Source organism: Bradyrhizobium sp. Leo114 (assembly GCF_055229415.2).
In genome coordinates this window covers 162,866-184,369 of the sequence record NZ_JBUYEN020000007.1, presented here as the reverse complement: position 1 = coordinate 184,369, position 21,504 = coordinate 162,866, and the positions used below count along the sequence as shown (strand labels likewise).

Genomic DNA, 21,504 nt, shown 5'->3' with positions numbered 1-21,504 from the left:
TCACTGGAACGTCATGTCGATGCATTTCGAGATATCCGAGCCGAGGCCGGAGGAGATCGTGATGCAGCCGCGCACCTTCTGCACATTGTTGTCGCTGGCCCAGACCGAATAGCCGCCGGGACCGAAGAACGAGTTGGTGTTCGGCGGTTCAGTTTCGGTGGCATCGAAGGAGTAATTGCCATCGGTGTCGAAGATGCGCGGCCGCTTGGTGCAGCCGCCATCGGCCTGCACGTTGATAACCTCCTTGTTGTCGCGCGTCAGCGCCAGCGAGACCTGGCAGCGGAAATATTCCGAGGTCTTGGTGTTGAACAGATAGGCGTAGGACTTGCAGGTCGCAGTGTTGAGCTTGCCGGCGGACAATCCCCGGCTGCAGGCGATGCGCTGGTTGTTGGAAAGCTTGAATTCGTCGGCATAAGCCGCGGTGGCCATCGTCATCAGCGAGAGCGCAATACCGAAACCGATGTTCATGCCGGGGGTCATTCGAATCATCCCTATCAAACTTTTCGCAATCATGCGTTTGTAGATGGAAACGGCAACATAGTCGCGAAGCAGGAAATCACAAACCCGCAGGTTGCACGTGATGCCGCACGACGACTTCCGTCGTATTGACGGAATAATGACGTTCGTGATTTGTTCAAGGCAAGGGCGCCGGTTTCGGCAGCGACGACTGGGGAGGACGATCATGACTCGATTTCAGGCCAAAAGCTTTTTGATGACGGCTTTTTTGACGGCAGCGGCACTGACGACGCTGGCGGCTCCCGCACTCGCACAGGATGCATCGCCCGCACCCTGGGAGCTGAAGTCCGACATGGGCTACGCCTATGGCAAGGACGGCTCGACCCTCGCCTACAAGATGGGGACCAACAATGCCGGGCTGCTGCTCAAAGGCGCCAAGAAGGTGCCGAGAGGCACGCTGTTCTTCGTCGGCCAGAACGGCCAGCTCTACATGCGCTCCGGCCCCTATCTCGAGGGCGACGGCAAGTTCATGTTCGGATCGAATTAGGCGACGATGCCGCTGTAACCTGTAGGGTGGGCAAAGCGCAGCGTGCCCACCATCCACGGTCGGTGCAAGAAAGGTGGGCACGCTTCGCTTTGCCCACCCTACGGCCCGCGGGCCACTAAAACACTGACGCCAGTTCCTTGGCGCCGGGCTTGTTGCTGTTGAAATCCATCCGCTCGTCGGTGACTGCGAGCAGCTTTGCCACCGTGTTGTGGCGGATCGCGACCGGGTTGCGCTCGTAGCCGCCGCGCTGGAAGAAGTTCGACGTCGGCACCCTCTCGCGCATCGCTTGCGGCATCGTGACCATGTCGTAGCCGGTGCCGTCTCCGGTGAGGTTCATCATCTCGAGTTCGGCCGCGCTCAGCGGGCGGGTGTAGCCCTTGTTCCGCGCGAAGATGACTGACGTCAGCAGCTTGTGGGTCTGCAGCATCGGGCCGACGTCGATATCGAGCACCATGGAATGGACCGCCCAGCCCTGCGGCGTGCTCGCGAGCCGCTCATGCGCCGACCAGTCGTCCGGCACCGTGCGTGCGAATGCCACCATCTTCTTCAGCACCGCGAGCTTGTGATCCATCGCCTTGCGCGCGGGACCGGACAGCGTAGCGGCCTTTTGAGTCAGCACCTTGATGAACTCAGGGCCCTGCTGGGCGATCAACTCGACGGTGTTGGTGGTGAGCAACTGATTGTAGCCGATTGCGGTCGAGATCGCCTTTGTGCCCGGACCGCGGTAGCCCGACTGCATATCGTGATTGCCGGTGCCGCCGGTCTCGAAGGAATAGACCCGCACCGCCTGCTCGCGCGTCAAGCCGGCCGCGAGCGCGTAACGGGCGTAGGCGCGCTTGAACTCGATCTCGGTGGCCGGCCGCTCTGGCGTGAACTGAAACTGCTCGGCGGCGGCCTTCAGGAAATCGGCGACGAGAGGAATGGTCCTGCGTGGACGCGACGGTTCCTCTTCTTCAGGTTCCGGATTCACCGGCCGTTTCGGCCCGGTATAGAGCGGCGGCTGATCGAGCACATAATCATCGAGCGTGATCGGCTGTCGCTCGCGCCGTTTGGCGTTGCGGGTGCGCCGTTTCTCGGAAATCGCACTCCAATAGGCGCCCGCCTCCTCATCGAAGGCGGCGCGCGCTTCCTGATATTCGCGCAGCTTGCGGCGATATTCGGCGATCGCCTGCGGCGTTGCGGCCTGCGCCATCGCATCCGCGGTGGATGCAGAAAGGGTGGTAGCCTCGACCGCCACGGCCTCCGGCGCGCCCGCGAACAGCGCGAGCGCGACCAATCCGGGGAAACAGCGAATCAATGGCGGGCGCATGCTCTCTTGTAGCAAGGACGCGCGCGATGTCAGCCTCGAATTGAATCACTCAAAAGCGACCAAACGCCCCGCCATGGCCCAGAACAAGTGCTTCTCACTCCGGCTCGACGCCGCTGGCCTTCACGAGCTGCGCCCACTTCTTCTCGTCCTTGTCGATGAACTCGGCGTAATCCTCGGGCGAGCCCGGCGTGATCTCGGTGCCGTCAGAGCCCAATTGCCGCTTCACCTCCTCGGAGGCGAGCGCATCGCGCAGCACCTTGTTGAGCTTGTCGACGATCGGCCGCGGCGTGCCGGCCGGTGCCGCAAGGCCATAATAGAGCGAAGCGTCGAATCCGGGAACGCCGGCCTCGGCGATCGTCGGCACGTCGGGCAGGAGACCGGAGCGGGTCACGCTGGTCACCGCGAGTGCGCGCAGCGTTCCGCCGCTGACGTTGGCGTGAGAGGCAGGGATCGGCGCAAATGCCATCGGAATGTGCCCGCCGATGAGGTCGACCAGCGCAGGGCCCGTTCCCTTGTAGGGAACATGCACGAGCGAGATGCCGGCACTGCGCGCGAAATATTCGCCAGTGATGTGGCTTGCTGTGCCGGCGCCGGCCGAACCGAAACTGACCTTGCCCGGATTTTGTTTGGCATAGGCGATCAGCTCGGCGACGCTCTTGGCCGGGAACGACGGATGCACGACCAGCGAATTCGGCGCATTGCCGATCATGCCGATCGGCGCGAAATCCTTGCGCGGATCGTAGCCCGCCTTCTTGTAGAGCGACGGGCCGATCGCGAGTGTCCCTGTATAGCCGAGCACCAGCGTGTAGCCATCGGGATCGCTCTTGGCGACCGCCTTGGTGCCGACCGTGCCGCCGGCGCCGGGGCGGTTGTCGATCACGATCTTCTCGCCGAGAAATTCACTCATCTTCTCGGCAATGCCGCGGCCGACGATGGACGTGCTGCCGCCGGGCGCGAAGGGGATGACGAGCGTGATCGGCCGGTTCGGATAATCCTGGGCCTGCGCCGGCCAGAATGCTGCGCCGACGGCAAGCGCGGCGATGGCGGTGTAAAATCGCTTGTTCCAGGACAGCATGCCCGAGAGCCTCCCCTGATGTTTGTTGTTATGGTGGCATTGTCGCTCAGATGCCTGGCGTCAGCAACCGGACTTCTGATGACTCGGCCGCCCCGTCATTGCGAGCGGAGCGAAGCAATCCATCGCGCCATTTGCGGAGACGCGGATTGCATCGTCGCTGCGCTCCTCGCAATGACGGTTGAGAGCTGCCTACTTCCAGGCGAAGACCGGCTGCTCGAGATCGGCGACGCGGGTGTCGCGGCCGGCCAGCACTTCGCGAAACTGATAGATCAAGGCAGCCGTCGGCGCATGGATGTGCTGGCCGGCGTGGCGGAAGCGGATCACGCGCCTGACACTCTCGGGAATGGTGGTGAAGCTGAACGCATCCTCCGCCTCGATCGATTCAAGCGTGATGCGATGGACGGAAGCTACCTCGTCCGGGTTGGGCATGATCGGCGCCCGTGTCGAGACCCACACTACCACCGGAGTGATCAGATAGCCCGAGCGGGTCGGATAGTCGTCGAGCACGCCGAGCACGTCGCCATCATTGACGCGCAGCCCTAGCTCTTCGTGCAGTTCGCGCAGTGCCGCTTCCGCCTGTGTCTCACCGGAATCGCAGCGTCCGCCGGGCAGCGCCCATTGCGCGCTGTGGCTGCGCAAGCTGGCCGCACGGCGGGTGAGCAGGAATGCGGTCTCCTCGCCCTCGCCGCTCGTGAGTGCGATCGCGACCGCCGCGCGTTTGAGCAGCGGCGCAGAATCGTCCGGCAGGCGCCTGAACGCCGTACAGAGCTCTGCGATATTCCGCCGGGTGGCATCATCAAATGAACGGGCCATTGATCTTGACTACAACAGTCCCGCGTTCGATGAAATGACCTGATATCATGCCTCGCCGGACGGAAAGCATCACATGACGAAACATGCCGCGGAAAAGCTCAAATCCGACGGCTGGAAGATCGTCGATACATCCGGTTTCCTGCATCTGGTCGGGCCGCTGTGGCAGCGCCTCGTCGATGACGAGCATGAATATGCGTTGATCACCGAGGACAAGCATCACAATCGCCGCGGCCTGGTGCAAGGCGGCGTGATCATGACCTTCGCGGACCGCACCTGCGGCATGACCGCCCGCTATGTCTCGGGCAAGCCGGCGCTTGCGACCGTGCAGCTTGATACGCACTTTGTGGAGGCCGGCAAGATCGGCGAAACCTTGATCTCGAAGCCGCGCGTGGTACGCTCGACCAGGAGCCTGATCTTCATCACCACCGAAGTGACCGTCGACAAACGCTGCATCGCCATGGCGAACGGCGTGTTCAAGATATTGAAGAGCGAGTAGGCTGAGATCGTCGTTCCGGGGCAATGCGAAAGCATCGAACTACGATGTGCAATTGCACATCGGAGAACCTCGAGATTCCGAGTTCGGTCCTGCGGACCGCCCCGGAATGACGCGACAACGCAGAGGTTTGATACATGCAGTACGGTCAACTCGGCCGCAGCGGCCTGAAGATTTCGCCGATCTGCCTGGGCACCATGATGTTCGGCGGCCCGACCGACGAGGCGACGTCGGCGCGGATCATCGCAAAGGCGCGCGAGGCCGGCGTCAACTTCATCGACACCGCGGATGCCTATAATGGTGGAAACTCCGAGCAGGTGGTGGGCCGCGCGATATCCAACAACAGGCAGAACTGGGTCCTCGCTACCAAGCTCGCTAATCAGATCGGCGACGATCCGAATTTCGGCGGGCTGTCGCGACGCTGGGTGCTGCAGGCGGCGGAGGCGAGCCTGAAACGGCTCGGCACCGACTACATCGACATCTACTACCTGCACAAGGAAGACCACACGACGCCGCTGGAGGAGACCGTGCGCGCGATCGGCGACCTGATCAGGCAGGGCAAGGTGCGCTACTTCGGCGTCTCGAACTATCGCGCCTGGCGCGTTGCCAAGATCTGTAACATCTGCGACCGGCTCGGCCTCGACCGCCCGATCGTGAGCCAGCCCTATTACAACGCGATGAACCGCATGCCCGAGGTCGAGCACCTGCCGGCCTGCGGCTATTATGGCCTTGGGGTGGTACCCTATAGCCCGCTCGCCCGCGGCGTCCTGACCGGCAAATATCGCGCTGATACCACCCCCGACAAGGACACCCGCGCCGGCCGCAACGACAAGCGCATGATGCAGACCGAGTGGCGGCCGGAATCCTTGAGGCTCGCGCAAGAGATCAAGCAATATGCGGAAGCACGCGGCATCACCGCCGCGCAGTTCGCGGTCGCCTGGGTGCTGAATTCATCCCTCATCTCCGCCGTGATCGCCGGTCCGCGCACGGAAGCGCAATGGGACGATTACGTCCGCGCGCTCGACTATCGCTTCACCGTCGAAGACGAGGCGCTGATCGACCGGCTCGTCGTGAGCGGGCATGCTTCCACGCCCGGCTACAACGATCCGGCCTATCCGATCGAGGGGCGGCGGGCGCGGACGGCGGAGCGGTCCTAGCCGCGCTGAAGATTGAAATAAGCCGCAGACAGCCTTCACGGGCGGCGCCGACGACACCCGGGGCAGCTTCCGACTCGGGCACGCGGACCTCATCCGATGCCCGACGCTGCTCACGATGCCGGAGAGCGATCCGATTGCGGCCGCGGCGCCGTGGCTCTTCGAGGCGCTCCGCTGCTGCAAGACGCCGTTGTGCTTCTCCGCCAGCGAGCATGGCAATCATGCGCCGAATTTGACGCCAGTGATTCACCCGGCCCTGCGAGCGCGGGGATCGAGGCGATGTTGACGGCGGCCGGCCTTTGGCTCAGAGATGCCGAGGTAAGAGCGTGAGCCTCGATGGAAAGCGCGACGCTGGTCCAAGCCCTCAATCTCCTGGGAACGCTGGTGTTCGCGCTCAGCGGCGCCGCCGCGGGCGTCCGGCAACGCATGGATATTTTCGGCGTTCTCGTGCTAGCCTTCGTGACCGCAGTTGCCGGCGGCGTTCTCCGTGATCTCCTGATCGGCGCGACTCCACCTGCCTCCGTGACGAATTGGCATGCGCTCGCCATTTCCGCCGCCGGCGGCCTGTTCGCATTCTGGTTCTCGGCGCTGATCGATCGCCTGCGCTTTCCGGTCGAACTGTTCGATGCGGCAGGCCTTGGCATCTTCGCAACGACCGGCACACAGAAAGCCCTCGAATACGGCATTCCCCCTGTCATGGCCACGATCCTCGGCATGGTGACGGGGATCGGCGGCGGAATGGTGCGTGACCTGCTCTCCGTGCGGATGCCCATCGTCCTCTATTCCGAGTTCTACGCCATGGCCGCCCTCGCGGGCAGCGCGGTCGTCACGGTCGGACACGCGCTGGGCATGCCGGTCGCGGCCACCCTGCTGCCCGGCACGGCACTCTGTGTGCTGCTTCGCGTCTTGGCGCTCTATCACGGGTTCAGCCTGCCGCAGCCGCGCCGACGCGACGACGAACCCTCGGACCGGTAACCCGATCGCGAGTTGCTGGGGCGAAGTCGACTACGCTGAAAGTCTAATAGAGCCTCCAGCCCTGCGGCTTGTTACCAGAGCTTTTTCTTCTCCTGCCGGAAATAAATCCGAACTCGCAGTCGCGAGCTTGTTGCTCGCGGCCCGCGTCCTAGCGTCGCATCATCGGGAACGTTCTTGCCAAACTCCTGCGCACGCCTTTGTCTTCCTTCCTAAAAAAGAGCGGATCCTAAAGGGACCGCCAATCATAAGGGCAGGGAGGAAACCATGACCAAATCCAATAGAGGCAGTACGTCCAGTCGTCGCCGCTTCCTGAAGGTTGCGGCCGCGGGCGCCGCAGCAAGCGTTGCAGCGCCTACCATCGTCAGCGCGCAGGGCCCGATCAACATGCGCTGGCAAAGCACCTGGCCGGCCAAGGATATTTTCCACGAATACGCGCTCGACTACGCCAAGAAGGTCAACGACATGACCGGCGGCGACCTCAAGATCGAGGTGCTTCCCGCCGGCGCCGTGGTGCCCGCCTTCGGCCTGCTCGACGCCGTCTCGAAGGGCACGCTCGACGGCGGCCATGGCGTGCTGGCCTACCACTACGGCAAGCAGACCGCGCTGGCACTGTGGGGCTCCGGTCCGGGCTACGCGATGGACGCCAACATGCTGCTGGCCTGGCACAAATATGGTGGCGGCAAGGAGTTGCTCGCCAAGCTCTACGCCTCGATCGGCGCCAATGTCGTCTCCTTCCCCTATGGGCCGATGCCGACCCAGCCGCTCGGCTGGTTCAAGAAGCCGATGTCCAAGGTGGATGACTTCCAAGGCCTGAAATTCCGCACCGTCGGCATTTCCATCGACGTGTTCACCGGCCTCGGCGCCGCCGTCAACGCGCTGCCCGGCGGCGAAATCGTCTCGGCGATGGACCGTGGCCTGCTCGACGCTGCCGAGTTCAACAACGCGACTTCCGACCGCGTGCTCGGCTTCACCGACGTCTCCAAGATCTGCATGCTGCAGAGCTACCATCAGAATGCCGAGCAGTTCGAGATCATGTTCAACAAGACCAAGTACGATGCCCTGCCGGACAAGATGAAGGCCATCATCTCCAACGCCGTCGAAGCGGCCAGCCAGGACATGAGCTGGAAGGCGATCGACCGCTACTCGAAGGACTACGAGGAGATGCAGACCAAGGACAAGGTCAAGTTCTACAAGACGCCGGATTCGATCCTGCAGAAGCAGCTCGAGATCTACGACCAGGTGGTTGAGAAGAAGTCGGCCGAGAACCCGCTGTTCAAGGAAATCGTCGAATCCCAGCTCGCCTTCGCCAAGCGCGCGACGCAGTGGGAGAACGACACGGTGGTCAACCGCCGTATGGCCTACACCCACTATTTCGGACCGAACGCCAAGAAAAAGACCTGACGGGCGCTGCGCACGACCGAAAGCGTCATCCGGGGACAGCGAACCCCGGACGGCGCTTCCGCTGTCTCTACACCAACCCGATACTTCCGGAACGGCCGCTAGCGAACGCAGATGAGCGCACAGCGTTTCCTGTACATGATCGACGGCATCAGCACCTGGACCGGCAAGGCCGCGGCGTGGCTGGTTGTCGGGCTGATGGGCCTTGTCTGCGCCGAGGTCTTCAAGCGCTACATCCTCAACATGCCGACGGCGTGGATCTTCGACGCCTCCAATATGCTGTACGGCACCCTGTTCATGATCGCGGGCGCCTACACGCTGGCGCAGAACGCCCATGTCCGCGGCGATTTCCTCTACAGCTCGATGCGGCCGCGCCTGCAGGCCTCGCTCGACCTCGTGCTGTATTTCGCGTTCTTCCTGCCGGGCATCGCGGCGCTGGTCTACGCCGGCTGGGACTACGCGCTCGATTCCTGGCGCATCAACGAGCATTCCAACGTGACCGCCGACGGCCCGCCAGTCTATCATTTCAAGTTCATGATCCCGCTCGCCGGGGCCTTGGTGCTGCTGCAGGGCGCGGCTGAGATCGCGCGCTGCATCATGTGCCTCAGGACCGGCGCCTGGCCCGACCGGCTCCGTGACGTCAGCGAGATCGACGTCGTCGAGGAGCAGCTCGCGCACAGCGAATATGTCGATGAGGAATCGCGCAAGGCCGCGATCGCGCATGCGCAGGACATCGAGGAGAGCGCGCGGCAGCGCGGCATGGGTGGAGACCTGCAACGATGAGCGATCCGGCACTCGGGCTGTTGATGCTCGTCCTCATCGTGATCGTCATCATGATGGGCTTCCCAACCGCGTTCACGCTGATGGGCCTCGGCATGTTCTTCGGCTTCTTCGCCTATCACCGGGGCGGCGAGGCCTGGGGCGACAATCACATCTTCGACCTGATGGTCCAGCGCACCTATGGCGCGATGACCAACGACGTCCTGATCTCGATCCCGCTGTTCGTGCTGATGGGCTACGTGATGGAGCGCGGCGCGCTGGTCGACAAGATGTTCTATTCGATCCAGCTCGCGTTCCGCCGCCTGCCCGCCTCGCTTGCGGTGGCGACGCTGATCGTGTGTACCTTCTGGGGCATCGCCTCGGGCCTGGTCGGCGCGGTCGTTGTGCTGATGGGCGTCATCGCCTTCAACCCGATGCTGAAGGCCGGCTACGACGTCAAGCTCGCCTCCGGCGTCATCACCGCGGGCGGCACGCTCGGCATCCTGATCCCGCCATCGGTGATGATCATCGTCTACGCGGCAGTGGCCGGGCAGTCGGTGGTGAAGCTCTACGCCGCGGCGATGTTTCCCGGCTTCTTCCTCGCCTTCCTCTATCTGATCTATGTCGTCGGCTGGGCGCTGTTGAACCCGAAGATTGCCCCGAAGCTTCCCGAAAGCGAGACCAAAGTTCCGGTGCGACCCTGGATCGCCAAGCTGCAGCAGTCCTATTCGCGCAAGATGCTGCCCGCGCTGCTTGCGGCGGTGCTGATGCCCGCAAGGGCCGTCAACGCCGGCGTGGACGGCACCCGCGTCACCTATTCGATGCTGCTGACGAGCCTCGCCCACGCCCTGGTGCCGCTGATGCTGACGCTGGCGACCCTCTGGGCCGCCTGGTGGTACGTCGTGATTCACCAGCAGCCGGATATTGCGCCGCAGCTCCCGGCCGCCGCGCAGCAGCAGCGAACCCAGGAAACGCTTCAGCCGCTTGGTGCAGGCGCCCAGCCCGCGGAAGAAAGCGCGGAAGAGAAACTCGAGGAGCTCGGCGGGGGCGGCGCGAGCCGGTCGGAGGCCACCACGAAGAACGAGCCGGAGGTGCTGCAGGAGATGGGCAGTGCCGAGCTGCGAGGCAAGACCATCGCGGCGCCGGCGGAGCTCGGACCGCCGCCGGAGTTCTATACCTACTTCGCGTTCGTGGCCGGCATCTGCGGCCTGCTGCTTCTCTACTATTACTGGACCATGGAGGCCGAGCAGTTCGAGGTGCTGCGGCTGCTCATCACCTCGGTGATGCCGCTCGGCATCCTCACGGTGGTGGTGCTGGGCGTGATCCTGTTCGGCATCACGACGGCGACCGAATCGGCAGCAGTCGGCGCTGCCGGCGCCTTCCTGCTCGCCTTCCAGGCGCGGACGCTGGACTGGAAGCGCACCAAGGAAGCGGTGTTCCTGACCGCCAAGACCACCTCGATGGTGTGCTGGCTGTTCGTCGGCTCGGCGCTGTTCTCGGCGGTGTTCGCGATCCTCGGCGGCCAGGCGCTGCTGGAGAGCTGGGTGCTGTCGCTCAACATGTCGCCGGTCCAGTTCATGATCCTGTCGCAGGCGATCATCTTCATTCTGGGCTGGCCGCTGGAATGGACCGAGATCATCGTGATCTTCGTGCCGATCTTCCTGCCGATGCTGAAGCACTTCAACATCGATCCGATCCTGTGGGGCGTCCTGGTCTTCGTGAACCTGCAGGCGGCGTTCCTGTCGCCGCCGGTGGCGATGTCGGCCTTCTATCTGAAGGGCGTGGCGCCAAAGCACGTCACGCTGAACCAGATTTTTGCCGGCATGATGCCCTACATGCTGATCGTCATCATCTGCATGGTGCTGATGTATATCTGGCCCGGCCTGACCTTGTGGCTGCCGAACTATCTCTACGGTAACTGACGGGCGGCAAGGTTCTAATTCACTGCATCGAATTTGTAGGACGTCTGCAGGAACGTGCCGAAGCGTTCGGCGCGGATCGGGAGGGTCGATGTCGGAAACGGACTGCCGAATCCCCTCGTGAAAACATCGGTCGCCCACATCGACCAGAAGCGGCCGCCGACGCCGACACTGAAGCGCTCGGTCACGTCATAGGTCAGCACGGCTTCGAGCTGCATGCCGCGCCCGGTGCCGTTGGCCGGGGAATAGGGCGACGGCTCGTCGGAACGCAAGTAATGCGTATCGAGACCGGAAACGGAAACGTAGGGCAAATAGGCCGCGTCGGCCGTGAGCTTGAGTCCGGGCGCAATCGTGACGATCCCGTTCACACCGATGCGCAGAGAGTGCCAGTCTTCGGACTGCGAGATGGTGATCCCGGTGGTCGGCGAGGGAACGGCGCAAATCACGCCGCCGCCGGGATACGCAATCTGGACGCATCCATAGGAGTCCTTGCGGTCGCGATAGAAATTATAGCCTGCGAACGCCCCGAATTTCGCGCCCGGCGTTTCCAGCAGGGTGTATCCAACGTCCAGCGTGGCATAGGCAATCGTGCCCTCGACCCTGCCCTGGTCTGTGTTCGAGTAGGCCATGGCCGTGTTGCGATAGGTTGGTAGCCAATCCTCGTCGTTCATGTGGCCGGATGTCAGCCCGCCGCCGCCGGCAAAGCCTTTCAGGAACACCCTGGCCGGACTGTCGAGCCGGCCGAACACCTCGCCGGAGTGCCCTGTGGTCTCATAGGTGAGCCGTGAAATCAGCGCGTTCTGCAGCGGCTGATCTGTGCTCATACCGAGATCGTTCTGATAGCGACCGCTGCTGTACCAGTAACGCGCGCCGACTTCCGCCGACCACCCGGACATCGAAGGCGCCGCCGTCAGCAAAGCAGCGGGCCGATTGTCCCAGCCGCGCGATGCGTCAACACCAGGGCGATAGTTCACGCCGAGCTTGACGACATGGCTGTCCTGCCGGACTCCCGTCGGCAGACCAGCGGTTTCGACCAGGCTGGCTGGATCGAGCGGCGCCGTCTGAAGACCGCCGAGTGGCGTCGCGATGTCGCGGTTTCCGAAATTGGCATAGTCGTATTCCAACTTCATCGACCAAGCCGGTGCCAGAGCGTGCTCGACACCGAGCCCAATTGTCCATCCCCACTGCACGGCGTTGGCGTCCACCGAAGCTTCCGGCCGCCCGAAGAAATCGAGAGCGTTGGTCGTCATCGAGAAACGGCTCGACAGAAACGCAGCACCGCCTTTCACATAGGCCAGCGAGTGACCGGCCGGCCCGAAGGCCTGGCCGACCCGCCCGGTGATCGTTCCCATCACATCCTGCCGGATACGACAGTTCGCCGAGACGAACAGGCCGGAATAGGCGAGACAGGTGTTGGTGCCGTCGACATCGACGGCGGAGACATCGGCTTCGAGGCCGAACACCCATGGTGATCCGGCCTGCTGCCAGTTGTAGCCAAGCTGGCCACCGATGAGCGCCTTCGGCGTACGGATGTCGTCGCCATAGATCGACGGACCGTAGGGATCACCGACATGGGTGATGCCGGAGCCTCCGCCAAAATGTCCGCCGATATAGAAGCCGTTCCAGGTCCACGGCAGTGGCGGCGCCTTCACGACCGGCCGCACAATGTCGGCAGAAAAAGCATCCGTTCCGTTCAGCGCCATGAGCACGCCGACCGCCACCACGTACCGCATCCGTAACACGAGCCGAGTCCTTGCCTTCGAGGAAACCAACTACGCATTACTGAGCCCGCACTATGGTAGGGGCGAAGATTCGAACACCACTGGAGATAGCACATCAGCCGGGCCCGGCAACACCGACCCGCGCGGAATGGAGCCAAGCGTTACCACGCGAAGCTGTGGTGGAGCAGTCCGTAGAATGGGTAGAGCGCAGCGAAACCCATCGCGATGGAGCAAGCCGCGCGAATGATGGGTTTCGCTTCGCTCTACCCATCCTACGATTCTCGCTGTCGTCCCGCGAAAGCCGTAGGGTGGGCAAAGGCGCACTTGCGTCGTGCCCACCATCCAGTGCTGTGCTCACGATGGTGGGCACGCTTCGCTTTGCCCACCCTACGGCACCGCCAGGACGACGCCGTCATTGCGAGCGCAGCGAAGCAATCCACCTCTCCACGCGCGGAGGTATGGATTGCTTCGCTGCGCTCGCAATGACGGGGATGGGTTCTGATTTGAATTTCAAACAGCGTGAGGATGTGAGTTCGCGTTCTCGCGGCGCTTTGCGCCCGAGCTTTGCGTCACTTTCCGCCCTCTTCGATAGCAGAGGGCGCAGGGAAAGCCGGGTGCCGGTTGCACCCATGGGTCCCGTGCAACAAAAAGCACGGGGGTAGGACCACAGGTTCAACCGAAGCATTCCGGCTTTCCCTGCGCGATGGTTTACGGCTTCCTTCGTGCTCTCCCCGGTGACCGGGCTCTTTTGCCACCGTCACTTCATAGAAGCTTAGCGCCAGCGTCGGGGCGCCAGGACCACACGACTTCGCCGTCCGTGATGCGCGTGCTCGTCAGTCACACACTTCACGTCCACCGCATCTCACCGCAACGTTCGTGACGATCGCGACCCGCCCCTCATCCGCTGTGAGACGCGCGGAGTTAAATCACTGATTTGCCCGACGACGGAAGCGGATTGTTTTTCGCGCGAAGGGTGGACAGGGCAAATCACGTTGATTGGCCTAAGGAAAATCGCGCGAATGATACGACGCCGTCACGCCCGGGCAAAAGCGCGAAGCGCGTCTTCGCGCAGATGTCCGGGGCATCCACGTCCTTCGCGCCCGGGACAACGTGGATGGCCGGGTCAAGCCCGGCCATGACGGAGGAGAGGATTGCGCAAATGCGTCCCCTGTCATTCCGGGGCATCCGAAGGACGAGCCCGGAATCCATTTCTCCACCTGCGCACGCGGCGTGATGGATTCTCTGATGTGCAATTGCACATCATAGTTCGCGCTGCGCGCGCCCCGGAATGACGGAGGGGCAACCGCCGGCGCGCCTCACCGCACCGTGGCGCCGTAGACGATGTCCTGGACCTGCTCGCGGTAATACTTTCGGAGCTCGCCCGGCGCCGCCGTTCCGACCACCACAACCAGGCGCTCCTTCGGGTCGCAGAAGAACTGCGTGCCATAGGCGCCATTCCAGGTGAACTCGCCGGGGTTGCCGGGGACCGCTGACAGACCTTCGCTCGTTCGCACCGCCACCCCGAGACCGAAACTGAAGCCGCCGCGATGCGGCTCCACGTTCGCGACGTTGTTCTTGATCTCGGGCCCGAGGTGGTTGGAGGTCATGTGATGCACCGTCTTGGGCCCGAGAATGCGTTTTCCCTCGAGCTCCCCACCATTGAGCAGCATCTGGCCGAAGCGGAGATAGTCGCCGACGGTGGCAAACGCGCAGGCGCCGCCGCAGTCGAACTTGGTCGGCGTGTCGAGCAGCCTGATGCTCTGCGGCCTGCCCGTCAGCGGGTCATTCGGAAACGGTCGGGCGAGACGGTCGCGCTGGCCCTCCGACGGATGGAACGTGGCGTCCTTCATGCCGAGCGGCTGCCACACATTCGCAGCCAGATAATCGCCGAGCCGCTGCGAGGTGACTTTTTCGATCACCGCGCCCAGCACGTCGATCGAGAAGCCATATTCGAATTCCGTCCCCGGCTGGTGTACCAGCGGCAGCTTCGTGATGCGATCGATGAAGGCCTGCGTATCGCCCTCGACTGCGGGCGCCGTGCCGTCAGGATAGAGGCGCGCGAGCGGGCTCGCGCTGTCCGGCCGACCGCCATACATCAGGCCGGAGGTGTGGCGATAGAGGTCATGAATGGTGATCGGCGAAGCCTGCGCTTCCATCTTCAGTGAACCGTCCACCTGCGGAACGCCGACCTTCATGTCGGCAAAGGCCGGATAATAGTTGGCGAGGCTGGCCTGCAGCGGCAGGCGGCCCTGCTCCATCAGTGTCAGCCCGGCGACCGCCGCAAGCGGCTTGGTCATGGACGCCAGCGCGAAGACGGCATCGAGCGACATCGGCGTGCCCTTGGCCGGGTCGAGCTGGCCGTAGGCTTTGTAGAGCACGAGCTTGCCGTCCCGGGCGATCGCGACCACGGCGCCGGGCACCCGTTTCGCCGCAATCTCGCGGGCGAAGAAATCGTCCAGCCGGGCAAGGCCCTGTTCCGAGAATCCGACGTCATCAGGCTTGGCTTCGGGCAATGGCGCAGCATGTGCCATTTCGAGAACGAGGCCAGCAGCCACGGCCGCGGCGATGAGCCTTTTCATGATTTCCTCCCCGGTGCGGATTTCGCCCGATTGTTATGCGATTTATGCGTCCACCCAATTTATGCTTAAATCATGTCTGCCGACCAACGGAGTTCGAGATGACCAGGAAACTTGCAACCGCCGCCCTCATCGCCTTTGCGACGCTGGCGCCTTTCGGCACAAGCGCGAAGGCGGCGCAATGCGGTAACGGTCCCGGCGGTTTCGAGGCCTGGAAGGCGGAATTCGCCCGCGAGGCGAGTGGCAAGGGCATCGGACAAGCCGGTGTCGCCGCCTTGATGCAGACGCACTATGCCAGCGCGACCATCGCCGCCGATCGCGGCCAGCGCAGCTTTGGCCTGTCGCTCGACCAGTTTCTCGCCAAGCGCGGCGCCTCGACCATCGTCGCGCGCGGACGATCGCTCAAGCAATCCCACGCAGCGCTGTTCGCCTCGATCGAGCAGCACTACGGCGTCCCACCCGGGCCGCTGATCGCGATCTGGGGCATGGAGACCGGCTTTGGAAGCCAGCGCGGCAATCAGAACATGCTGTCCTCAATCGCCACTCTTGCCTATGACTGCCGCCGACCCGAGTTCTTCACCGATCAGCTCTACGCGGCGCTGAAGCTGGTCGACCGGGGCGTGCTGTCGGCAAGCACACGCGGATCCATGCATGGCGAGGTCGGCCAGACCCAATTCATGCCGAAGAACATCCTGGCCTATGGCACCGGTAATCTCGACGTGGCCGCCAACGCGCTCAACTCGACCGCCAACTTCCTTAAGGCCCACGGCTGGCGCGCCGGCGCCGGCTACCAGCCCGGCGAACCCAACTTCGCGGCGATCGAAGCCTGGAATGCCGCCGGCGTCTATCAGAAGGCGATCGCGATCATGGGCCGCCAGATCGACGGCGAAGGCCGTGCCTCGGCGGCGAGGTGACGGTTGGTAGGGTGGGTTAGCGTCCGCCGAAGCTCAAAGAGCGAAGGCGGAGGCGTAACCCACCGGCTTGGTCGCAAGGAAACGGCGGATTACGCTTTTCACCTGCGCTAGTTGATGTAGCGGAGTTCGGGACGCTAATCCGCCCTAAGATTTCTACTGAGCCTGCGCAGTCGTGGTGCTCGCGTCGGGCACCTTGTCGTTCCAATCCGGCGGTACGCCGATCGCTCCTCCGACCAGGCCCGCGATGCCCGGCTCGCGGCCGAATGCTTCGCACGCCGCATATTTCGGCGCGCCACCCGCCCATGACTGGATGCGATCCATGGAAGGTGGTTTCCCGAGCCCTCCGAAGGGTGTCTTGCCGGTGACCAGCATGCGGCTGAAATCGTCGCCGAACGCACTCGCCAATTCGTAGGCATCGCCCGACGGAGACACACGCGCCGAACCGGAGAGGGCATTCGCGCCGCGCCCCCAGACCATGGCGCCTTCCTGCTTGCCGTCGCGCGCCCTCGCTTCCGCTTCGACCGACAGTGAGCCAAGGCCAATGGGAATGCGCGGAACCGGCACCGGCACGCCGGGCAGCAGCACGGTCTTGGCAACGGATGCCCCTTTCGATGCCGCCACCGCCTTCTCGTCGGTCGGCGTCATCTGCGTGATCCGCGAATGAACCGTGATATCCGCGTCGTCGTTCGCGGCGACCACGGTGAAGCGTTCGCTGAGGCCGGCGCAAAGGGAGCGATCGATCGCATTGGCGACCAATCTTCGCTCCTGATCCGTGATCCCCTCCACCCTTGCCTTCTCGGCAATCGTCGCGGGGACGATCCGCACGGTGCGTGCCGCCAGCACCTCTTGTTCACGCACATAGAGCTTCGACTTCGTGACCACGCCGTCGGAGGGTTGGAGCTGACTATACGATGTCAGCGACCCGCCCTCATCCAGCGCCACCGTGGCGCAGCCAGACATCAGGCAGGCCGCGGCCAACGCCGCCACACCCTGCAACCTGGCGCGACCGGACAAATTCCGCATCCGCCGTCGGAGCAGATTCGGTAGCAGGCGATGTACGACCATCTGACAGTCCTGTTTCTGACGGCAATGCTGACGAGCGCCAGATGCACGACCGATTGAGGCGGAGATATGCTCTTCTCAATACAGATCGATGATTGCGAAATCCTGTCGCAATCGCCGCCGGTATCGTGGTGGGATTCGCTCTGCCGCATCACGCTTGGGTCGTCCCGCCGAAGGCAGGGATGAAATCGTAGGATGGGTAGAGCGCAGCGAAACCCATCATCCGCAGCTTGCTCCATCGCGATGGGTTTCGCTGCGCTCTACCCATCCTACGGGGCTCGCTCGCGATGACGCATCGTATTGACTCCCGGGCCAATCGTTATAAGGTATAACTATTCTGGGAAGGAAACAATAAGGCCATGGGAAACGCCGACTCCGCCGCGAGCGAGGATCGCGCGGCGCTACTGACAATCGAGAATAACGGCGCGGTCCTGACCGTGGGCCTCAACCGGCCGGCCAAGCGCAATGCGCTGAACGACGGCATCATGCTGGCGATCCAGGATTGCTTTTCCGACATCCCCGATGGCGTCGGTGCCATCGTCGTCCACGGCATCGGCGACCATTTCTCCTCCGGCCTCGATCTCTCCGAACTCTCCGAGCGCGACGCGACCGAAGGCCTGCAGCATTCACAGATGTGGCACCGGGTGTTCGACCGCATCCAGTACAGCCGCGTGCCCGTGATCGCCGCACTGAGGGGCGCCGTGATCGGCGGCGGGCTGGAGCTTGCCTGCGCCGCGCATATCCGCGTCGCCGAACCGTCAGCCTATTTCGCACTGCCCGAAGGCCAACGCGGCATCTTTGTCGGCGGCGGCGGATCGGTGCGGCTGCCGCGCCTGATCGGCGTGCCCCGCATGATCGATATGATGCTGACGGGACGCGTCTATTCCGCGACCGAAGGCGCGGCCTACGGCTTCGCACAATATCTGACGGACGCGGGCGGCGCATTGCCGAAGGCGATCGAGCTTGCCGAGCGTATCGCCGGGAATGCGCCGCTGACCAATTTTGCGGTGCTGCAGGCGCTGCCGATGATCGCCGAAGCCAATCCGCAGACCGGGCTGTTGATGGAATCGCTGATGGCGACGGTGGCGCAGAGCGACAAGGAGGCGAAACGCCGGATCCGCGAATTCCTCGAGCACAAGACCGCGAAAGTGAAGCCGACCTGAGATGAGCGCGAGAGCCGACATGTCAGCGCTAGTTACAGACGTCGCCGCGCATCCGCTGCGCGCGATATCGTTCGGCAATCCCGCTGTTATCATCGAGCGCCGCGACGATGGCACGATCTATCTTCGCCCACGCAGCAAGCTCCTCGATTATCCGCAGCGCATCACCGATCGGCTGCATCACTGGGCCGCCACCGAGCCACACCGCGTGTTCATGGCCGAGCGGGCAACAGGCGGCGCTTGGCGCGAGATCACTTACGCTGAGCTGCTCGATGCCGCGAGGCATATCGCCTCCGCTCTGATCGCGCGCGGCCTGTCGGCGGAAAAGCCGCTTGTGATCCTCTCCGGCAATTCGATTGACCACGCGCTGCTCGCGTTCGGCGCGCTCTATGCCGGCGTGCCGTTCTGCCCGGTGTCGCCGGCCTATTCACTGGTGTCACGCGATTTCGGCAAGCTCGGTTTTGTCATCAAGCTGCTGACGCCCGGCCTTGTCTTCGCCGATGACGCCGGCAAGTTCGCCGCAGCGCTGTCCGCGAATGTAGCGCCAGAGACCGAGATCGTCGCCACGCGCGGCGACCTTCCCGGCCGGGTCGTGACCAGACTTTCCGAGCTGCTGGCCACGCCGGAGCATCCGCTGCTCGACGCGACACACCAAGCCATCACGCCGGACACGATCGCGAAATTCCTGCTGACTTCCGGCTCGACCGGCAACCCCAAGGCCGTCATCAACACCCAGCGCATGCTCTGCGCGAACCAGGTGATGTTGCGCGAGACATTGGCGTTCCTGAAGGACGAGCCGCCTGTCATCGTCGACTGGCTGCCCTGGAATCACACCTTTGGCGGCAACCACAATATCGGGCTGACGCTGTTCAACGGCGGCTCGATGTATCTCGATGAGGGCAAGCCGATGCCCGGCGGCATCGAGGACACCGTGAAGAACCTCCGCGAGATTTCGCCGACGGTCTATTTCAACGTGCCCAAGGGCTATGAATCGCTGCTGCCCTATCTGCGCGACGATGCGAACCTGCGCGCGAAGTTCTTCGGCCGCCTGCACGCGATGTTCTTCTCGGGCGCGGCGCTGTCGCCCTATGTCTGGAACAGCCTCGACGAGCTTGCGGTCCGCGAGACCGGCTTCCGTGTGCCGATGCTGACCGGGCTCGGCGCCACCGAGACCGCGCCGTTCTTCATGTCGGTGCGACCCGACACCAGCCGCTCCGGCCATGTCGGCCTGCCCGTATCAGGCAACGAAGCCAAGCTGTTGCCGAACAACGGCAAGCTCGAAGTGCGCGCCAAGGGGCCGAACGTCACACCGGGCTATTGGCGCCAGCCCGAATTGACCGCCGCCGCCTTCGACGAAGAGGGCTTCTACAAGTTCGGCGATGCGCTGAAGCCGGCCAAAGCGGATGATCTTGATGCCGGCTTCGATTTCGATGGCCGCATCGCCGAGGATTTCAAGCTCGCCAGCGGCACCTGGGTCAGCGTCGGCCCGCTCCGCGCGCGCTTCATCGCGACCTGCGCGCCGCTGGTGCGCGACGTCGTCATCGCCGGCATCAACCGCGACGAGATTTCCGCCATCGTGATCCTGGATCTCGACGGCTGCCGCGTCATCAACCCGGCGCTGTCAGCCAACGATATCGCGGCGGCGGCGTCCGATTCCCTGGTCCGCGCCGCTTTCCGCGAGCGCTTCGCCCGCTTCCTCGCCAGCGCTACCGGATCGTCGACCCGGATCACCCGCGCGATCCTGCTCGATGCGCCGCTATCGATCGATCGCGGCGAGGTCACCGACAAGGGTTCGGTCAATCAGCGCGCGGTGCTGGAGCATCGCGCAGCGCTGATCGAGGCGCTTTATGCCGATGTGCCGCCTGCGCACGTCATCACATTGAGCTGAGTTTTATAAGGGAGAAGATCATGCAGTTGAAGGATCAGGCCGCCATCGTCACCGGTGGTGCATCGGGACTGGGCGCCGCGACCGCGCGCCGGCTCGCCGCGCAGGGTGCCAAGGTTGCAGTGTGCGACCTCAACGCAAAGCTTGCCGAAAGCGTCGCGGCCGAGATCGGCGGCGTTGCCGTGATCTGCGACGTGTCGGATGCGGCCTCAGCGGAAGCCGCGGTCGCGCAGGCTGCGACAGCGCATGGCCCGGCGCGCATCCTGGTCAACTGCGCCGGCATCGGCGTGGCAAAGCGCGTGATCGGGCGTGACGGCCCGATGCCGCTCGGCGATTTCGACAAGGTGATCAAGGTCAACCTGCTCGGCTCCTTCAACATGCTGCGGCTTGCGACCGCGGCGATGGCAAAGCTCGAGCCGCTGCCAACCGGCGAACGCGGCGTCGTGATCTCGACGGCGTCGATTGCCGCCTATGACGGCCAGATCGGCCAGGCCGCCTATTCGGCTTCCAAGGGCGGCATCGTCGGCATGACGCTGCCGATCGCGCGCGAGCTCGCGCAGTTCGGCATCCGTGTGCTGGCGATCGCGCCCGGCCTGTTCCTGACGCCACTGCTCGCAGGTCTGCCGCAGGAAGCGCAGGATTCGCTCGCCGCCTCGATCCCGTTCCCGCACCGGCTCGGCGACGCTGGCGAGTTCGCTTCGCTGGCGCTGCACATGATCGACAACCCCTACCTCAACGGCGAGGTGGTGCGGCTCGATGCCGCGCTTCGCATGGCGCCGCGCTGAGGCCAGCGCATGTTCGTGCACCGGCGCGATGTGCAGATCCAGTGGGGCGACTGCGACCCCGCCAACATCGTCTACTACCCGCGCTATTTCGCGATGTTCGACGATTCGACCTCGATCATGTTCGAAGCGGCCGGCTTCTCGAAACAGGACCTCGTCCGCAACTACGGCCTGGTCGGCATTCCCATGGTCGACACGCGGGCGAAGTTTTACATCCCGTCGACGCACGGCGACTGGATTACAATTGAAACGCGGGTGGAAAGCATCAAGCGCTCGAGTTTCGAAGTGACGCACAAGGTGTTCAAGGGCGAGGCGCTGGCGATCGAAGCTTTCGAAACCCGCGTCCTCGTCGGCCGTGATCCGAACGATCCCGCAAAATTGAAGTCCGCGCCGTTTCCGCAGGAGATCATTGACCGTTTCATGAAGGGCTGATTTGAGTGCCCTGTTCTATTGACCTAAAGAAGGGGCTGGATTGGCCCTGCCAGTTGCTTACACCGACAAGAATA

19 protein-coding genes are annotated in these 21,504 nt (G+C 63.6%); 12 read left to right on the top strand and 7 right to left on the bottom strand.

The annotated features are described in order from the left end of the window. Complete coding sequence (locus ACZIRK_RS10960; protein WP_028168237.1) at positions 1–480, bottom strand: hypothetical protein; 480 nt, start codon at positions 478–480, stop codon at positions 1–3. Between the two features lie 202 nt (positions 481–682). Here ACZIRK_RS10960 and ACZIRK_RS10955 point away from each other — a divergent pair, with 202 nt between their 5' ends. After that, a complete protein-coding gene (locus ACZIRK_RS10955; RefSeq protein WP_165435540.1) occupies positions 683–1,003 on the top strand; it encodes a hypothetical protein in 321 nt (106 codons plus the stop codon). Between the two features lie 115 nt (positions 1,004–1,118). Here ACZIRK_RS10955 and ACZIRK_RS10950 read toward each other — a convergent pair whose 3' ends face one another. From ACZIRK_RS10950 to ACZIRK_RS10940, 3 genes are all read right to left on the bottom strand, one after another. Next, the gene (locus tag ACZIRK_RS10950) at positions 1,119–2,312 is read right to left on the bottom strand and encodes a hypothetical protein (RefSeq protein WP_130229579.1); all 1,194 of its coding nucleotides are present in this window, start codon (positions 2,310–2,312) and stop codon (positions 1,119–1,121) included. A gap of 94 nt (positions 2,313–2,406) precedes the next feature. After that, entirely contained in the window at positions 2,407–3,387 is a 981-nt protein-coding gene (locus ACZIRK_RS10945) for a Bug family tripartite tricarboxylate transporter substrate binding protein (RefSeq protein ID WP_130229580.1), read from the bottom strand. Between the two features lie 189 nt (positions 3,388–3,576). Next, positions 3,577–4,200, bottom strand: a complete 624-nt coding sequence (locus ACZIRK_RS10940) for an NUDIX hydrolase (RefSeq protein ID WP_130229581.1) — start codon at positions 4,198–4,200, stop codon at positions 3,577–3,579. A gap of 73 nt (positions 4,201–4,273) precedes the next feature. On the opposite strand from ACZIRK_RS10940, the gene ACZIRK_RS10935 reads away from it, so the two are divergent. The 6 genes from ACZIRK_RS10935 to ACZIRK_RS10910 all read left to right on the top strand — a co-directional run bounded on the left by ACZIRK_RS10935 (position 4,274) and on the right by ACZIRK_RS10910 (position 10,901). After that, positions 4,274–4,696, top strand: a complete 423-nt coding sequence (locus ACZIRK_RS10935) for a PaaI family thioesterase (protein WP_130229582.1) — start codon at positions 4,274–4,276, stop codon at positions 4,694–4,696. A gap of 134 nt (positions 4,697–4,830) precedes the next feature. Then, a complete protein-coding gene (locus ACZIRK_RS10930; RefSeq protein WP_130229583.1) occupies positions 4,831–5,850 on the top strand; it encodes an aldo/keto reductase in 1,020 nt (339 codons plus the stop codon). Between the two features lie 333 nt (positions 5,851–6,183). After that, positions 6,184–6,822, top strand: a complete 639-nt coding sequence (locus ACZIRK_RS10925) for a trimeric intracellular cation channel family protein (protein WP_130229584.1) — start codon at positions 6,184–6,186, stop codon at positions 6,820–6,822. A 264-nt stretch (positions 6,823–7,086) separates the two neighbouring features. Then, positions 7,087–8,223, top strand: a complete 1,137-nt coding sequence (locus ACZIRK_RS10920) for a TRAP transporter substrate-binding protein (protein ID WP_130229585.1) — start codon at positions 7,087–7,089, stop codon at positions 8,221–8,223. A 111-nt stretch (positions 8,224–8,334) separates the two neighbouring features. Then, positions 8,335–9,003 (top strand): TRAP transporter small permease subunit, encoded by a 669-nt coding sequence (locus tag ACZIRK_RS10915; RefSeq protein WP_130229586.1) that lies wholly within the window; start codon positions 8,335–8,337, stop codon positions 9,001–9,003. Beyond that, the gene (locus ACZIRK_RS10910) at positions 9,000–10,901 is read left to right on the top strand and encodes a TRAP transporter large permease (RefSeq protein WP_130229587.1); all 1,902 of its coding nucleotides are present in this window, start codon (positions 9,000–9,002) and stop codon (positions 10,899–10,901) included. The genes ACZIRK_RS10915 and ACZIRK_RS10910 overlap by 4 nt, the downstream gene beginning before the upstream one ends. A 14-nt stretch (positions 10,902–10,915) precedes the next feature. Here ACZIRK_RS10910 and ACZIRK_RS10905 read toward each other — a convergent pair whose 3' ends face one another. Both ACZIRK_RS10905 and ACZIRK_RS10900 read right to left on the bottom strand, forming a co-directional pair. Further along, positions 10,916–12,631 carry an outer membrane beta-barrel protein gene (locus tag ACZIRK_RS10905; RefSeq protein WP_130229591.1) on the bottom strand — a complete coding sequence of 572 codons (1,716 nt, stop codon included), beginning with the start codon at positions 12,629–12,631 and terminating at the stop codon, positions 10,916–10,918. A 1,304-nt stretch (positions 12,632–13,935) separates the two neighbouring features. Further along, entirely contained in the window at positions 13,936–15,198 is a 1,263-nt protein-coding gene (locus ACZIRK_RS10900; protein WP_130229922.1) for a serine hydrolase domain-containing protein, read from the bottom strand. Between the two features lie 98 nt (positions 15,199–15,296). On the opposite strand from ACZIRK_RS10900, the gene ACZIRK_RS10895 reads away from it, so the two are divergent. Next, on the top strand, positions 15,297–16,109 hold the full coding sequence (locus tag ACZIRK_RS10895; RefSeq protein WP_028168223.1) for a lytic murein transglycosylase: 813 nt from the start codon (positions 15,297–15,299) through the stop codon (positions 16,107–16,109). 153 nt (positions 16,110–16,262) lie between these two features. On the opposite strand, the gene ACZIRK_RS10890 is transcribed toward ACZIRK_RS10895, so the two are convergent. Then, the gene (locus ACZIRK_RS10890) at positions 16,263–17,174 is read right to left on the bottom strand and encodes a DUF3313 domain-containing protein (protein WP_456642927.1); all 912 of its coding nucleotides are present in this window, start codon (positions 17,172–17,174) and stop codon (positions 16,263–16,265) included. Between the two features lie 356 nt (positions 17,175–17,530). Here ACZIRK_RS10890 and ACZIRK_RS10885 point away from each other — a divergent pair, with 356 nt between their 5' ends. The 4 genes from ACZIRK_RS10885 to ACZIRK_RS10870 are packed head-to-tail and all read left to right on the top strand — an operon-like array spanning position 17,531 to position 21,430. Then, positions 17,531–18,334, top strand: a complete 804-nt coding sequence (locus ACZIRK_RS10885) for a crotonase/enoyl-CoA hydratase family protein (protein ID WP_130229921.1) — start codon at positions 17,531–17,533, stop codon at positions 18,332–18,334. Between the two features lie 19 nt (positions 18,335–18,353). Continuing rightward, entirely contained in the window at positions 18,354–20,219 is a 1,866-nt protein-coding gene (locus ACZIRK_RS10880; protein ID WP_463327354.1) for a feruloyl-CoA synthase, read from the top strand. Between the two features lie 20 nt (positions 20,220–20,239). Then, on the top strand, positions 20,240–21,001 hold the full coding sequence (locus ACZIRK_RS10875) for an SDR family NAD(P)-dependent oxidoreductase (protein WP_130229919.1): 762 nt from the start codon (positions 20,240–20,242) through the stop codon (positions 20,999–21,001). Between the two features lie 9 nt (positions 21,002–21,010). Beyond that, positions 21,011–21,430: an acyl-CoA thioesterase gene (locus ACZIRK_RS10870; RefSeq protein ID WP_130229918.1), complete on the top strand. Its 420-nt coding sequence runs from the start codon at positions 21,011–21,013 to the stop codon at positions 21,428–21,430. The last annotated feature ends 74 nt before the right edge of the window (positions 21,431–21,504 follow it).